The organism is Sphingobacterium paludis (genome assembly GCF_004364125.1).
Taxonomy (GTDB): domain Bacteria; phylum Bacteroidota; class Bacteroidia; order Sphingobacteriales; family Sphingobacteriaceae; genus Sphingobacterium; species Sphingobacterium paludis.
This window is the reverse complement of sequence record NZ_SNZV01000005.1, coordinates 273,450-289,122: the sequence shown is the minus strand read 5'-3', so window position 1 is coordinate 289,122 and position 15,673 is coordinate 273,450. Positions and strand designations below refer to the sequence as shown.

14 protein-coding genes are annotated in these 15,673 nt (G+C 43.6%); 5 read left to right on the top strand and 9 right to left on the bottom strand.

Annotated features, from left to right (window positions below):
- Positions 1-88 precede the first annotated feature (88 nt).
- The gene (locus B0I21_RS11575) at positions 89-649 is read right to left on the bottom strand and encodes a DJ-1/PfpI family protein (RefSeq protein ID WP_133640627.1); all 561 of its coding nucleotides are present in this window, start codon (positions 647-649) and stop codon (positions 89-91) included.
- A 161-nt stretch (positions 650-810) separates the two neighbouring features.
- Positions 811-1,047, bottom strand: a complete 237-nt coding sequence (locus B0I21_RS11570; RefSeq protein WP_133640626.1) for a hypothetical protein — start codon at positions 1,045-1,047, stop codon at positions 811-813.
- A 565-nt stretch (positions 1,048-1,612) separates the two neighbouring features.
- On the opposite strand from B0I21_RS11570, the gene B0I21_RS11565 reads away from it, so the two are divergent.
- Positions 1,613-2,125 (top strand): DUF4142 domain-containing protein, encoded by a 513-nt coding sequence (locus B0I21_RS11565; protein WP_166637839.1) that lies wholly within the window; start codon positions 1,613-1,615, stop codon positions 2,123-2,125.
- An 88-nt stretch (positions 2,126-2,213) separates the two neighbouring features.
- Here B0I21_RS11565 and B0I21_RS11560 read toward each other — a convergent pair whose 3' ends face one another.
- Entirely contained in the window at positions 2,214-3,263 is a 1,050-nt protein-coding gene (locus B0I21_RS11560) for a DNA topoisomerase IB (RefSeq protein WP_133640624.1), read from the bottom strand.
- A 3-nt stretch (positions 3,264-3,266) separates the two neighbouring features.
- Entirely contained in the window at positions 3,267-3,515 is a 249-nt protein-coding gene (locus B0I21_RS11555; RefSeq protein ID WP_133640623.1) for a DUF7218 family protein, read from the bottom strand.
- A 304-nt stretch (positions 3,516-3,819) separates the two neighbouring features.
- On the opposite strand from B0I21_RS11555, the gene B0I21_RS11550 reads away from it, so the two are divergent.
- Positions 3,820-4,005, top strand: a complete 186-nt coding sequence (locus tag B0I21_RS11550; RefSeq protein WP_133640622.1) for a hypothetical protein — start codon at positions 3,820-3,822, stop codon at positions 4,003-4,005.
- A gap of 64 nt (positions 4,006-4,069) precedes the next feature.
- Here the strand turns inward: B0I21_RS11550 and B0I21_RS11545 are convergent, their stop codons facing one another.
- From B0I21_RS11545 to B0I21_RS11530, 4 genes are all read right to left on the bottom strand, one after another.
- Positions 4,070-5,884, bottom strand: a complete 1,815-nt coding sequence (locus tag B0I21_RS11545; RefSeq protein ID WP_133640621.1) for a glycoside hydrolase family 15 protein — start codon at positions 5,882-5,884, stop codon at positions 4,070-4,072.
- Entirely contained in the window at positions 5,881-8,124 is a 2,244-nt protein-coding gene (locus B0I21_RS11540; protein ID WP_133640620.1) for a bifunctional alpha,alpha-trehalose-phosphate synthase (UDP-forming)/trehalose-phosphatase, read from the bottom strand. Before B0I21_RS11540 ends, B0I21_RS11545 begins: the two co-directional genes overlap by 4 nt.
- Before the next feature lie 154 nt (positions 8,125-8,278).
- Entirely contained in the window at positions 8,279-9,400 is a 1,122-nt protein-coding gene (locus tag B0I21_RS11535; RefSeq protein ID WP_133640619.1) for a baeRF3 domain-containing protein, read from the bottom strand.
- 180 nt (positions 9,401-9,580) lie between these two features.
- Positions 9,581-11,773 carry an ATP-binding protein gene (locus tag B0I21_RS11530; protein ID WP_133640618.1) on the bottom strand — a complete coding sequence of 731 codons (2,193 nt, stop codon included), beginning with the start codon at positions 11,771-11,773 and terminating at the stop codon, positions 9,581-9,583.
- A gap of 417 nt (positions 11,774-12,190) precedes the next feature.
- Between B0I21_RS11530 and B0I21_RS11525 the strand changes: the two genes are divergently transcribed.
- A complete protein-coding gene (locus B0I21_RS11525) occupies positions 12,191-12,394 on the top strand; it encodes a hypothetical protein (RefSeq protein ID WP_133640617.1) in 204 nt (67 codons plus the stop codon).
- A gap of 104 nt (positions 12,395-12,498) precedes the next feature.
- Positions 12,499-13,464, top strand: coding sequence for an SDR family oxidoreductase (locus B0I21_RS11520; RefSeq protein ID WP_317130180.1), 966 nt, complete (start codon positions 12,499-12,501; stop codon positions 13,462-13,464).
- 105 nt (positions 13,465-13,569) lie between these two features.
- Here the strand turns inward: B0I21_RS11520 and B0I21_RS11515 are convergent, their stop codons facing one another.
- The gene (locus B0I21_RS11515; RefSeq protein ID WP_133640616.1) at positions 13,570-14,067 is read right to left on the bottom strand and encodes an RNA polymerase sigma factor; all 498 of its coding nucleotides are present in this window, start codon (positions 14,065-14,067) and stop codon (positions 13,570-13,572) included.
- A 513-nt stretch (positions 14,068-14,580) separates the two neighbouring features.
- Here B0I21_RS11515 and B0I21_RS11510 point away from each other — a divergent pair.
- Positions 14,581-15,657 carry a sensor histidine kinase gene (locus B0I21_RS11510; protein WP_133640615.1) on the top strand — a complete coding sequence of 359 codons (1,077 nt, stop codon included), beginning with the start codon at positions 14,581-14,583 and terminating at the stop codon, positions 15,655-15,657.
- Positions 15,658-15,673 lie beyond the last annotated feature (16 nt).

Sequence of the window (15,673 nt, the reverse complement as noted above, 5' to 3'; positions counted from 1 at the left end):
AGCGTGTAGGGTAAGTTCAACTTTTTGGAGCTCCCAAGCTCCAAAAGCTATCGCATGTACACCAAAAGCGCAAAGGTGAGGCGATATATTAGCGATCTGCCTGGCTTGGTGAAGCGTCTGCTAGGGTGTTCTCCAAAGTTGTGTTAAACAACGCTAGAAACGCATCTAAATCTTCACTTGTTCTACTGCTAACCAGCATGCCATCGCGAACTGATGATTCGTCGATCCAGATACCGCCAGCATTTTTGATATCCGTTCGAATCGTGGTCACGGAGGTAAGTTTTCGATTCGCTACGACGCCAAGCTCTACTAAAGGCCAAATGCCATGGCACAAGGTGCCAATAGGCTTCTGCTCATTGACGAAATGGTTAACAAATTCCAATACATGCGGATTTGTCCGCAAATTATCGACGCTTAAAGCGCCTCCGGGCATCAGCAGGGCATCATATAGTTTCGGATCTATTTGTTCGATATGCTTGTCAATAGCGTAGGATGCCCCCCAATCTTTATACGTCCAGGAGCGAACAAATTCGCCGTCTTTAGGCGAAATAAGATGTATTTTGTAATTGTGGGATTTAAAGAAAGGCTTCGAGCCCTTCACAGCCCACTCGTCAAAACCGTCGGAAATCAGGATTGCAATAGTAAACATAATTATCTTTTGTCCTTTTGCTTAAAGACAGTTGAGCGCCTAAATAGTTTTAAAAATGTAAACGCAACGGGAAGACCTCGGTTCAGCACCTGCTACCAACTAAGCATAATGAGGTACAGATTCGTCTTTTCCGCGCGTACGGGCGTAGCGCTTATGTTCAGCTAATTATTGATCTCAGGTTCCACATCATCATGCTCAATCTCATCAATATCAGGTTCGGGACGTTCCAATGGATCAATATCGGGTTGCTCCACCGGTTCGTTTTCTTCTATTTCATCGATCTCCGGTTCATCCGGCATCTCCGGGTCAATGTCGGGTGTCTCTTGTTCGCGACCGGGGGCAATTGGGTCATCTTGGTAAGCCGTCGAAACATCGGAAACAGATGCTAACAAATTCAATGCGAAAGCCTCAACACCAAGTAGAGCAAGCGGGTTCGTCTTTATGTCTGTTGTAAAATGATAATTTGTCATCGCTATCTTTATTGGTATAACGTGTTCTTTCAACGATTGGTTGTAATGATAAATACGGTAATCATGTTTTTAACTACCTAGTTTACGGGTGTTCGGGGCCATCCATTTCGATACGATAGCTGTGCCTGCGATGCAGTTCGCAGTTCAGGTCCAGAAAGCATGCACTTGCGCAACGCTTTCCAGGTCAGATCGAGGATAAGAATAGATACCTGCCAGCGAGGTTTAAATACCCTATTTCTACTTCCTGTCAACCAACATTGCTCCATAAGCATTCTATTGCAGAGATAGTTGTCGTCCTGCGGTGATTGGCAATAGGAAGGGCGGCAGGGATAGATAATGCAGCGTGCTACTTATTAGAAAATATTTCCTAGCGCAAATACGCTAGTAAACATACAAGAGATGATAACGATAACAGAATAGTTAAACCCTTAAAAACGAATATAATATGAAGAAATATGTGATTCTATGTGTCAGTATACTAGGTACATTGTGCATGACAAACTCGACGGTATACGGCCAGCAAGATACGGTAACGACCGAAACCATGGATCAACAATTTATCGACAAGGCCGTGAATTTAAACCGATTTAAAGTAGCTGTGGCCAGTCAGGCTATCGAAAGATCTAAGAACGATGAAGTGAAGCAGTTTGCACAAACCTTGTTAACTGATCACAAACGCGTTCTCGAAGAAATTGAACAAGCTGCTGTAGCCAAGAAATTGATTCTTCCAGAGAAGATGGATGAAAACCATGCATCGATATTGAAATCAATGGGCGAGTTGTCTGGTCCTGATCTGAACAAAGCATTTAAAGACGTGGTAATTAAAAGCCATGAAGATGCCATCGCCTTGTTCGAAATGGGTGCTGGTCAAAATGGACTCAACGACCCCGAATTGAAGACATGGGCTAGTGAAAAAATTCAGCCATTAAAAAGCCATTTGGAGAGTGCTAGGGCACTAGACGTCGATGCGGGTCAAGCTGTGTCAGAGGCATTAAGTATTTTGTAAGCACATACGCAAAGGAAAGCGTTCTGAATTTCCAAAATAAAAAAGTTCCGTCATACGCGAAGTAGGACGGAACTTTTTTTATACCCATCTAGGATTTTGTTTTCAAGATTTGCAGCAGTTTTTTTTCAAGATCACGCGCATCCAAATCATCGGCTTTTTTCTTCATACGACCTATCCAAGCGTTAAGCTCCGAATTTTCATAAGCTTCTAAAATACTAGGGTGGATATAATGTGATCGCGTAACCGCGCGCGTGTTTCCCAGTGCAGCAGCTACTTGGTCAATGACGGCCAAAACACTTTTTTTTCGCTCAGCAACGGTTTCCGGAATGGGTTGTGCGATAAGAAACTTCAGGGCCATGAGGCAGGCATTCCAGGTGCGAAAGCTTTTGCAGCTGGCGTTGATGCCCATCACTTCTTTTAGATAGCCATTGATATCGCCTGATTCCAATGCCCTAATTTCACCCTCGTCATCAATGTATTGAAAAATACGCTGTCCGGGAAGATCCTTCACCTTAAGCAGCATTTTGATAAGCGTCTTCTCTTGTAAATAGGTCTGTTGTATAACCCCTTTCTTTCCAACGAATTTAAAAAACAATTTATTCGTCGATATCTGCTTGACGTGCTTGTTTTTTAACGTCGTTAAACCGTAGGAGCCATTAGCTTTTTGGTAGACGCTGTTTCCGGCCCGGAACGATGTTTTTTGCATCACCGAGACTGCGACCGCACAAACCTTCTCTCTGGATAAGCTTCGTTTGCGTAAATCTTTTAATACCGTTTTCTTTAACAATGGCAGCTTAGCGCCAAATACATGGAGATCCGTGAACTTCTTCTCGCTCCGTATGGATGTCCATTTTGTGTGGTACCTGTATTGCTTACGCCCGCGTATATCGATGCCGGTAGCTTGGAGGTGACCATTCGGATTGGCACATATCCATACGTCAGTCCAAGCTGGCGGCAGCACCAGCGTTTGAATACGTTTCAATACCGTCTCATTGCTAATTTCGTTTCCCTTCTGATCCAGGTAACGAACCTGTTTACCCTCTACTACCCGGCAATATCCTTTATCATTGCAGGAAACGTAACGTAATCCTATTTGTTGGAGCATGAGCTGCTCATTTGCTTCTCTATTTTCCGACATCGACTAATGGTTTCTAATGGCGTGTATAAGATCCTGTTTTTTCATGCTGTGTCGATTCGTAATGCCAATGTTTTTAGCTTCTTCCAAAAGCTCTTTCACCGTTCTTTTTTCAAGCGTTGAAGCATGCCCCCCTTTTTTGCTCGCGTTTTTGCTATTTGCAATACGCGCCGCTTTTTCTTTACTGGCACCTTGTTCGCGAAGTGCCGCATATTGCGCTTCATTTTTGATGCGCGGATTAGTATTCTTTGCCATAACCTATCTATTTAAGCAAATAGAAATTTGCCATTATATTACCTAATAACAGCTGTATATGGCGGATCGTTTGCTTGCTGAATACTCGTTTTCCGTGCTGAGATAGGGATCAAAAATAAAGGCTGTCTGTACTTTAATTCCAACGATCGTATTACTACTTGTTGGGGAGTACGCATTTATACGTTTTCTTCGAAAGGATTGAACATCGGTAGCGAGCCGGTGTTTTAAGTATACAAACGTAACACGGATCTCTTAACCGATGTGGGTATGGGGACACGTGTACATTCACTAAATTATAATCAATATGGAAGACAAGACAAACATTTACGATCCGGAAGAGCCGAGGGATGATACGCCGCGCAAGGAGGTTCCGCGTCCAGCACAAGAGGAGGTTAACGATAAGCCTGCAGGCAGAACCATTGCATGGACGATAGTCGCAGCTGTGGCTGTCTTAGCCCTCATATATTTCCTGTTTTTTTACGGGAAGTAAATCATGGATAACATAAAAAAACGGGCCGCTTTCGGCCCGTTTTTTTATGCAATCCATGCATTCGCTATTGCTCGTAAAGACTATCAAAAAATGCGGGGCTATCCAATTTCATGGAGATTCGATAAGCGGCATTGACTAAGCCGACATGGCTATAGGCTTGCGGAAAGTTACCCCATTGGCTACCATCAGATTCGTTCACATCTTCACTAAAAAGCATTAAATGGTTTCCGAAAGATAGTAGCTGTTTAAAGACTTCCTGCGCTTCATCCAAGCGTCCTACACAGGCCAGCGCCTCGACATACCAAAAAGCACACACCAAGAAGGTAGCCTTAGGTTTGCCAAAATCATCCGTATGTAGGTAACGGTAAAACAATCCGTGCTCTCCCTTAAGCTCTTTTTCCAATTGTTCCAGATGCATTTTTGCGCGATGACTGGTCGGATCGAGATAGTTCATCATGATAAGCTGTAGGGTAGAGGCATCCAGGTTACCGCTTTCCACCGCGTTGGTGTATACTTCCTTTTGCGCATCATAACAGCTTTCGATATGCGCTGCTGCTTTCTCCCGCAGGCGTATTGCTTTGGCAGCCATATCGGATATATTGTATTGCTTTGCAATTTTTAAAGCAGCCGTCGCACCCGCCCATTGAAACAGATTGGAGTAGCAATGGCGATTTTCAAAATTTCGGAATTCCCAAATACCAGCATCTTTTTCATCAATTGTTGCTTCAATTTTATCCAGGATAAAGTTTGTCCAATCTTTTGTAAAAGCCAGGTTTTGATGCCGAAATCTATGATCTGTAAAAAGCGGTAACAATGCGATAAGTGCCTGTCCATAAACGTCATTCTGAACGTGTTCGGAGGCTTGGTTTCCTACACGTATAGGTCTATTGCCCATATAGCCTTCCAAATAATCCAGCGTATACTCGTCCAGTTTATGTTGCCCCATTATACCATAGAGCGGTTGCAAACGGCCTCTGTCGGTTTGCGTAATATTGGCAATATAAGACGCATACCGTTCCATCTCTTCGAAATGGCCGATATGGCTTAACGCTTGTAAGACATAGTAGCTATCGCGGAGCCAACAATAGCGGTAGTCCCAGTTTCGTCCAGATCCTGGAAATTCGGGTAAGCTCGTTGTGCTCGCAGCGATAATAGCGCCCGTATCTTCGTATTGATGGAGCTTAAGCACCAGCGATGAACGGATCACCTCTTTTTGGTAAAAAGATGGGATAGAGGCATTCTTAACCCATTTACGCCAATATTGCTTGGTGCGTTTTAAAAAGTCCTCTGCGGTGCGTTCTATTGGCGCTTCAAAAGGACTTCCATAGGTCAGGATAAGGTAGATCGGCTTGCTCAATACATAAGGCAAGTCGTCATCAAAAAAATGGCTAATAGGCATGTTAGTAGCCAACCGCATTTTAACATCACCGCGCTCAAACTGGATATGATTGCTGCCGCGTGATTTTTCGAATGCCTGCTGTCCGTAGTTGAACACCGGTTCACACTTCACCCGGATCTTCGGATGGCCAGATACCGGCTCTATCTTTCGGATAAGCATGAGCGGTTTATAGTAGCGCTCATACTGCTCAAAGCGCGGCGCAAAATCTGTGACCTTGTATGTGCCACCTTCGGATTCGACTACGGTAGCAAGGATATTGGTGTTTTCTACGTAATGCTGTGTGGTATTCACGACAGGGGTACTAGGCAGTATGGAAAATTCGCCACCGAGACCTTTGTCAAGCAACCCGCCGAACACGAAGGTGTCCTGAAACGATGGCCAGCACAGCCAGCTGATGTTTGTAGATTTATCGACATGGGCTATGTACGCACAATTGCCTATAATACCCGTGTTGTAGACATGTTTTTTCTCTCTATTCATGTTATAATTTTTGGATGCTGAGCATGTGTTTTGGCGTCATTTAATTGATCAAGGTTGGATGTAGCAAAATAGTCAATCAGGCTGACAGCCTCTTCCTGACTTTCTACGTAGTATTGTGCAGCAGACTTTTTATTACCGACCTTTACAGTGATGGCTTCTTCGGGGAGCTCTAAAAACATATCTTCATCCGTGGCATCATCGCCGATAGCGAATATGAAATCGGGCTTGTAGTGCGCTACCACTTCTTTCGCTGCTTTTCCCTTGTTGAGCTCGCTACTTTTCACTTCAATCACCTTATCCCCCAATAACAATTGTAGGCCATGATGTGGGATCAGGTAGCGAAGGCTATCCACGAGTTCTTGCGATCGTAAATGCCCGAGACCGGTTTGCGTTTTTCTGTAGTGCCAGGCGAGGGAGTAGGTTTTTTCCTCTACAATAGCACCGGCGGTCCGGTTGGCAAATTTGTTCATAATATGTTTGACCGGAATTTTCCATCGGGTGGATATGTGGCTTTTCCCGTGCCACTCGCGATGCGGGTAGTTGCTCCAGGCGCCGTGCTCGGCCACTAAAAAATATTCTTTGTGGCCAAACCAACGGTCTAGGGTTTCATGCGGCCTGCCGCTGATAATGACGATCTGGTTTGCCGGGTTGCTTTGCAACCTTTCTAAGGTTCTATATAGGGATTCGGTTGGGGAGGCGGCATCCGCATCTTTATGAAATCCAATAAGCGTACCGTCATAATCCAAGAAGAACAGCCTGCGCTGTGCAGAACGATACCGTTCGGAAATGCTTTCTTTCACCTCGGAACGTACTCTTCTAGCCATCTCTTGCTTCTGTAGCGTTTTGATCTCGTGCAGTCGATTAAAAAAGATTTTTACCCAATGTCTGATATTGAATTTCTTAACAATCTCAATACTGTCCTGCATACGTTCTCGTTGCTCTTCCTCGGGCATGGCTATCGCGGCTCTAAGCGCTTCCCGTATCTGATCAATCGAGTTCGGGTTCACTTGAATCGCTTCCAATAATTCTTTAGATGCGCCAGCGAGCTCGCTTAAGACCAATACACCGTTCGTATGCTCCTTACTGGCCACGTATTCCTTGCATACCAAATTCATTCCATCGCGTATCGATGTTACTAAGCAGACATCTGCCGCTACGTAGAGCGCGGAAAGCTCTTCCACAGGAAAGGAATTGTAGTAATAGGCGATAGGTTGCCATTCGTTAATACCGTATACGGAATTGATATGGCCCACAGCGCGATCAATTTCATCCCGCAGTAATCGATACTGCGGCACGGTATCGCGCGATGGTACAACTAACATATACAATACAACCTTTTCCCGAAGGTCAGGATATTCTTGCAAAAGACTTTCGAAGGCTTGCAGCCGCTCGATGATCCCCTTGCTGTAGTCTAAGCGGTCGATGCTGAGAATAAATTTTCGATCCTTGTAGTAGTTTCTGATCTCCTGCGCACGATGTTGAATGGGGGCGCTTTCTGCTAATTCGCTGAACTTTTCGAAGTCGATGCCCATGGGGTAAACTTCGGCATAAACACTCCGCCCATCGACGTGCAGGCAATTGTTTTGTATCGGCAAGCCTAATAGGTGGGTGCATGCATTTAGAAAATGCTGGCTGTCATTATAGGTATGGAAAGCAACCAGATCAGCACCGAGGACACCCTTTATCAATTCATCGCGCCAAGGAATGCTTCTAAACACCTCGTCCGGAGGAAAGGGGATATGTTGAAAATAACCGATCGCGATCTCCGGATGCTGTTCGCGCACGAGCTGCGGAAGGAGCATCAACTGATAATCGTGAATCCATACCTCGTCCTTATCGCTTGGATTTTGTTCATTGACCACAGCGGCAAATTTACGGTTTACCTCTTGGTAGGTACGCCAGTTATCCGAATTGTATACCGCGTACGACAAGCGATAATGAAATATAGGCCACAACACTTCATTCGAAAACCCTTCGTAATAGCCCTGCAATTCTTCCTCCGTTAAGAACACGGGTACGAGATTCAGTTCAGCAAGTTTCGCCCGCGTGATGGCTTCCTCCTGTTCATTTTCGGGCACAAATCCAGGCCATCCTACCCAGATGTTACCTTCTTGTTGATAGATCGATCCTAAGCCAGTGGCCAGTCCGCCTTCGCTTGGAATAAAGTGCAATTCATGATCACGCCTTTCTACTCGTACCGGTAATCGATTCGAGATGATTACTGTCTTTTTGTTACGCATATTTATGAAAAAATCTTAAAGTAAGTGGGTCAGGGTAAAACTTACTTATTGTCAATAGGTACAAATTGAACAAGCTAATTCTAAAAATGTTTGAAATTTTATACGATTAGCTTGTTCTCGGCGGGAAATTTGCCGTATGCGTCTGGATTTATAGTTAAAATCTATTAATCGATCCTATTCCCGAAGGAAGTTTTCCAGTATTCGTTTGCAAAGTGTGAATTTGGCCTCCATTTTTATACGTCAGCAGGGCAATTTTATTGATAATATCACTATGGCTATCCGCGTCAGGTTTTATCTTGCGATCCGCTATTGAAATGGATCCGGGCAATTTTTTTCCTTTTGTTATAAAAAGCCGTTCGATGCGGCTGTCCATGGCGTGGCGAGCAATTTCCGCAACTTCATCTGTGGCCAGGTTTTCACTTTTGGCCCCCGCAAATCTTTCCAACTGCTTGTCTAGCCCCTCCGTTTTCTTTGTGTCCAGGATCTCGAGTGCTCGGCTATGCAAAACTTGCTTATCAATACTATCGGCGTTCAACGAGATGCAATCTTTTTCAAGGCACTCATTTTTACTGATGGATTGGAATAAGCTTTCATTTTCTGGTAAGGCCGCTAATATTAACGGCATCTTACGCTGTTTGCTGTATTTCTCGTTGATCTCTTGATCAATGATACGAAAGAAACGTGTATTATCGGTTTCCTTTTCATCCGTTATTTCCATATAGCCATGTATGGCGGCCGAGCCGCCGGCAGCGGCGTGTAAGTGGTTATCGGTAAGATCATACCCCAACGCTTCCTTCATGTTGGATGGAATATTTTGATCCAAATTGATTTCGTCAAACCGATAGCGGTCGCCCTCAAATAAGCGCACATGGTTTTTACCGAGCGCTAGCACCTGAAAGGGTTTATTGTCGCCAGCAAACGCAAGCAGCGGAAGCAGGTAAAAACATTCATCGATATAAAACGTGGCTTCTGTTTGTTCCGGCAGCATCACGATCTCAAAAACCTTTGGGGCGGAGAAAATAGCCAGTGCCCCAGCAGATCCACGAACAAAGTCTTTACTTTCCAAAAAGTTTTCTACAGGTACCAGCAAATCCTCGAGCGCTTGATGATGGGTGACATCGGCGCCACTGCGAATATCTTTGATCAAGTTCTTGAAGGCTAGAAAATCCAGGCTACTTTCGGATACGCTTTTATGAAGCGGCAAGTAGATACTTAAGGACGTTTCCGCTGAATGGGAGGTAAGCTCACGGAGCAATTCGGCATCTAGTGTTTTCATAGTATAGTCTTTAGTGAAACATCGATAATTGAATATGAATAACAGTTGGAGGGAATATTCGTTTTTCCGTGTGCCCCTTAGGCAGTATTAAATTGGGGAAATAGGTATTTACTACGATGCCAGGACAGCATGTTTGAAGGTGTTCTACACCAATAAAATGTTATTGAGTAACGCTGGATGCTAGTTGGGAAAGTCCAAATGGAAACAGGTTCCCTTGCCGATTTCACTTTCCACTATGATCTCTACCCCGAGTCGATCTACAATACGTTTTACGATTGCTAATCCAACACCGGAACCTTCAAACCCATCAGAATTAGACATTCTTTTGAAAATGTCATAAATATTATTTAGCTCTGCGTCGGCTATGCCAATACCATTATCACGAACACTGTAGCGTACCTTCTGCCCCTGCTGAACACTATGGATGCTAATTTGCGCATCATCTCGTTTGCTGGAATATTTAATCGCGTTGCTCACGATATTGAGAAATAGCTGATAGATCAATGTTTTTTCTCCCATGATGGGTAGCAAATCTCCCAATGTTACTTCGCACTGCTGTGTGCCATATCTGGTTTTGCAGTGATCAACAATTTGCGGGATAATTTGATCGGTGTGAATCACGTTTGGTTGGTACCGAAATTCTTTAACCTTGGAGAACTCATAAATTTTATTGAGCATGCTTTCCATCAGTTCGCTCGCATCCTTAATATTGACCGTGAGTTTGGCAAGCAGCTCTGGCGTTATATCGCGTTTCATTTGCAACATTTGAACAGATAGCTTGATAACCGATAGCGGGTTTTTAAGATCGTGACTGACGGTGTAGGAGTATGTATCGAGGGCGTTGTTGAGTAGGATCAATTCCTGATTCAAACTATAGATCTCTTCTGATTTACGTAGCAAGCTTTCCCGGATAAGTTGTCGGATTCGCTTCATGAAGTAAATTTCGATCTCGGTCCAAGCCGGCGAAACACCCTTTACCAATTGCTTCCATGCGTCGAATGAGTTACGTGGCGAAGGTACGAATGCTTGCAGCGCTTGGTCATACGTCATCACCTTGGTCGGTTTCCCAGCCCAAACACGTTCGGTCACTTGTTCGCGCCTAAACCAGATTAAGCTAAATTCTTTTGATGAATCGATATCTATTTTTACTAAGCCCGCAAAATTTACATCGCCCAAAGCCAGTTCTTCTCCGTGGTCAATCACGAAACTCTCTTTGCTGTAGATCATCTTCCGATGATTTTTGTTAATAAAAGCGTGAATTTTACCTACGGTAGCGCTATCTGGCGCGTCACCAAATACCAGTGTCGCTTCTTTATGGCGAATGGCTAAACCATCTGCCTGAACGAAATCACTAAGTTGCTTGGCAAAGGATGAAAGCACAGGAAGTATTTCATTTTTTATAATCAGCTTTTCTTTGAGCGCCAATTCAAATTCCTTGACCTGCTTGTTGAAATTGAGGTCAATTTCTTTCTGTAAGCTCAAGTATCTGTTTACCGCATACTGCGTCAAGAAAACAGCTAGATGTCTTTGGGATAAGTCGACAAATTTGGCGGTCTCGTGCTGGCAAGTCACTAAGCCCCAGAGTTCGCCATGGACAATGATGGAGAAGCTGATGCTAGCTTGTGCGCCAGCATTCTCGAGGTATTGAAGGTGTATCGGGGAAAGCGCCCGAATGGTGCTAAATGATAGGTCTATTTGCTCATTATTTAGCGTATGTATCGGATAGGTGGGACTCGATATATCAGACGTTAACCTCGTCAGGTGCTTCACGTAAAGTGCCCGTGCCTGTTGCGGAATGTCAAATTCCGGATAGTGCAATCCCAGATAACTATCGAGATCTTCTCTAACTTTTTCGGCAATAACTTGCCCACTCTTATCCGCATGGAATCGATAGGTCATAACGCGGTCAAACCCTATGACCTCCGCTATACAGGAACACAAGGCTTCCCAAATGTCTGTGGCCTTTTCAATCTGCTGCGAATAGGCATACAGACTAATAAAAGAGGGGATATGCGTAGGATGTTTTTGTTCGAACTCTAAATATACACGATTATCATAGCCATAGGTCGTCAGGTAAAATGGTCTGTCGTTCAGCATCACTTCCTGCACCGCACGATTTTTTAAACTTTCTTCTGAAAGCCCGTTAAAGGCGCTTTGCACATCTTTTTCCACATGCGGAAAAAACTGCTGAACAACATGTATGAGCTCGTTGCCCAGTATGTCACTATATGGTGTGTTTAACCACGCTGCACAATTCTCACTAGCTCCAATGATGCGCATCTCCGTATTGGCAATCAGTAAAAAACCGATGGTTTGATTCTTTCCGCAAAATTGGATCTGCTCATCTTCACAACGCATGTTGCTCACACTCATATACACCTTTATTTTTGTTAAAAGTAGTCTTTTAAATCGGTTTATACCGTTTTGCGTTAAAATAATTACATACAATCCACCCTTTGCTGAAGAAATTCGACGGCATATGGACGATCTTCAAAGCTGAAAAACAGCAATCTGATGAATTCTCGATAAGCAGGTTGCGCTATGAAACAAATTAAAAATTGCCAATTTTGAAACCCAATGGCACTTATTACTTATCGAGGAGCCCATACTCGTGCTCGCATGTGGCCCGGTAACAAATTGGAAAAGGTATAAATACTGCTTTTTTATCTCGGTTTCTACTTGAATCGAGGTTGCAATGAACCAATATATGCTGGTAGCGTTCATTCCGTAGTGAAAATGATAGGTGAGTTATGAGATTGCAGAGAAATTTATAAACGAAAAATTTTAAATATGAAAAAGGTAATGTTATATGCGGCTATGGGAAGCATGTTTAGTTTCTTATTGGCTTGCGGAAGTCCATCAAACAATAATGATGTTGATGCCGGTGATACGGTAATGAGCGAAGGTGTGGAAGGTGTTCCACCGATGGACACCATCAGACGTGATAGTACGGATACGATAGGGCAACCTATGCCTACGCCGCCAATGAATTAGTGAACAGCTTTTTTATTCTCTCTATACAAAAGGTGGTGGCAGCTTGTTCATCACCTTTTTAGTTGTATTCTACTCGTGCCTGCTAGCGTATAACCCAAGATGCATTGGATATATTACATCAAACGGTTATAGGCTATGCCTACACGGTGATTATTATTAAACCGAATAAACGTGAAGCGATGAAAACAGAAAAACAAGGCAATCCAAAAGATATTTATCCGACACCGCCCTTCCCGAAACAAGAGCAAGCGCCGCCAGGTGTAAGTGCCGACATGCGCCCCGAACCGGATCATGGTGAAGAAACCTATAAAGGTAGTGGCCTATTAAAGGACAAAGTGGTGATTATTACCGGTGGTGATTCAGGCATCGGAAAAGCCGCGGCAATAGCCATGGCAAGAGAAGGCGCTGATATTGTCATATCTTACAAAGATGAGGTGGAAGATGTCGATGCTGAAGATACCAAGAAATGGATTGAGAAGGCGGGACGTAAAGCATTACTTCTTCGGGGCGATATTCGAAGCGAAGAGTGGTGTAAATCGATTGTAGGGCAAACCGTGGCCACATTCAATAAAATTGATGTGTTAGTCAACAATGCCGCTTATCAAATGACGTTTGACGATATTACCGACGTAACCGCTGAAGAATGGAATAAGACATTTGAGACCAACATGAGTGCGATGTTTTACTTTGTTAAGTATGCCAAAAAGCATATGGCGCCCGGCAGTTCCATTATCAATACCACGTCAGTAAACGCGTACAACCCCAACCCAACGCTGATCCCGTATGCTGCAACGAAAGGAGCAATCCAAAACTTTACTTCCAGTTTGGCGCAGCATTTCTTGGAGGATGGTTCTGGCATCCGTGTCAACGCCGTAGCACCTGGCCCGATTTGGACACCACTCATACCGAGTACAATTCCTGATCATGAAAGATTTGGGGAGAATACGCCGATGGGACGCGTGGGACAGCCGGCTGAAATGGCACCCATCTACGTTTTTCTAGCGTCGGATGCCGCTTCTTACATCTCGGGCGCGACTATTCCTGCGACGGGAGGAAGAGCAACGATATAATTTACGAATAAACAAGCAGCTTATCTTGAGGATAGCTGCTTGCTTATCTTGCTTTTCTAGGCTATAAACCGATGTAAAAAGGGAGCGTGCGACCCGTCAAACGCTCTATTTCCTATAAATCTTTAAATTCTTTTTCAAAATTTTCCTCGCCATATGAATCCGGGTTTTTACAGTGCCCTCAGCGATGGCTAAATGATCCGCAATTTCTTGGTATTTAAATCCTTCCATAAACATCGTGAATGCGATATAATAGTCTTTCGGCAATTTGTTTATGGCGTTTTGGATATCCGTCATCACAAATTTAGATTCACTGCTATTGTTAGAAAGCTGCTCGAAGTGCGAAGTGTGCGTAAGTTCGCTTTCGATGGTGCGGTACTTCGATATCTTCCGATAATTGTTGATGTATACGTTACGCATGATGACGAACAGCCAAGCAACGAGTTTCGGATGGTTGATGAAACGCTCCAGCGATGATAGCGACCGGATAAAAGTTTCCTGCACCAACTCTTCGATCTCATATGGATCCTGTGTGAATTTTGTCGCGATCCGTTTTAATAAAGGTTGATTTTGTTCGATGGTGGTGTTTAGAAGTTGAGCACGCATACTTTTGTTTTTTTTTGTTAAACAATAAATATTATGTTATGCTGTTTACAAATTTGGTGCAAAAAGTTTTTAAGCACGGGACACTTTTTATCAAACTTTGCTACCTTACGTCAAATACGCAGGCGCAGAAATTAATACGTTAAATGCCTCTTAGGATCTCTTAAAGCCAACATTTCAACATACATTTTGTCTGACTCGTCTCGATAACGACCTATCTATGGGGGAAAAATTTAGGTGTTTATTTTTTTTAGACGACATTATTACGATCACGTTCTGTCTCCGCTATTAAACATAAATTTCGTGCAAACGTAGACGTTCTTCTGCCAAGCATTTATTTTTGCCGTAGCAAAATCAGCCTTATTAAAATTTATACGTATTTTTACGTATCTCGTTGCTGATTTTTAGGTATTTTTTTTCTACTTATGGGTTTGATTTTTGCAATTGGAGGAATATCATTCCGTCTAGGGTAGGAGGAATGGGTGAATGTAATACCGCCTAAACGGTGACTGACAAATGAGCACAATATATACGAACACTTCAGATATGTCTTTTTCATCTTCATTCCCTGATGGGCCAACCGGGGAACAGCAAAAAGATCTGTCGATCTTCTTTGATGCTGTTCACAATGGGCCTTTCGGTTATCTATTTGTGAATGAAGACGCGCTTGCCGTCCATTTCAACGACAAGGTTTGCGAGCTGTTGTGTATAGAGCCAGCCGTTTTACGGAATAAAAGCATCTATGATTTTTTATTGCAGGAGGAGCACAGCCGCGTGCGCGCCCTGTTGACGAACTGCACCGAAAGCTTCGCTGAGCCCGTGCGTATGGTTAAAGTAAAGTGCAAGAAAAATCGCTTTCGATTTGTGACCATCTACATCAAAAAGTTAGCAAGCCGGGAGTCAGCGGATGGATTGTATATCATGTTGTTTTTGAAGAATGATTTCAATCCGCTAAGCGCATCGAAGGAGGAGAATGAGGCCTTTTATCGGGCGATCATAGAGACACAGGAAGCCGAGCGCGAATTTATCGGGAAAAGTCTTCATGAAAGCATTGCTCAAGAATTATATGCTATCCGCATTAATCTCCAACGGTACATGATGGAATATGGCCATGAAGAACAAATTATGCCCATAAAAAAGATGTTAAATGACACGATTTTTAAAGTGCAGAACATCTCAAATGATCTTGTTCCGACCGTGCTTCGTGATATGGGATTCCATAAAGCAATTGATGATATGGTCTTTCGAATGACGCGCTCAGACGTACGGTTTCTGATGAAGCTAGATAAAGAAATTGGCGGAGAAAGCAAGGAAATACAGTTTTGTGCGTATCGGGTGATACAGGAGCTTTTTAACAATTGTTTGAAGCACACCGATGCAAGACGGATCAGTTTAAAAGTAGGTGTATCGGACGCTTTTATTGCCATTACGGTAGAAGATAACGGTCAAGGGTTTAGTCGGGATATTGAGTCTGCCTTGCAGTTGGGTACCGGATTGAGGAATATACGGAATAGAATAGCCCTTTACGCGGGAACCATGGACATGGTCAGCTCAAGTAAAGGAAGTAAAATGCAGATAAAATTGTACAAATAACACTTTAAGCATATAA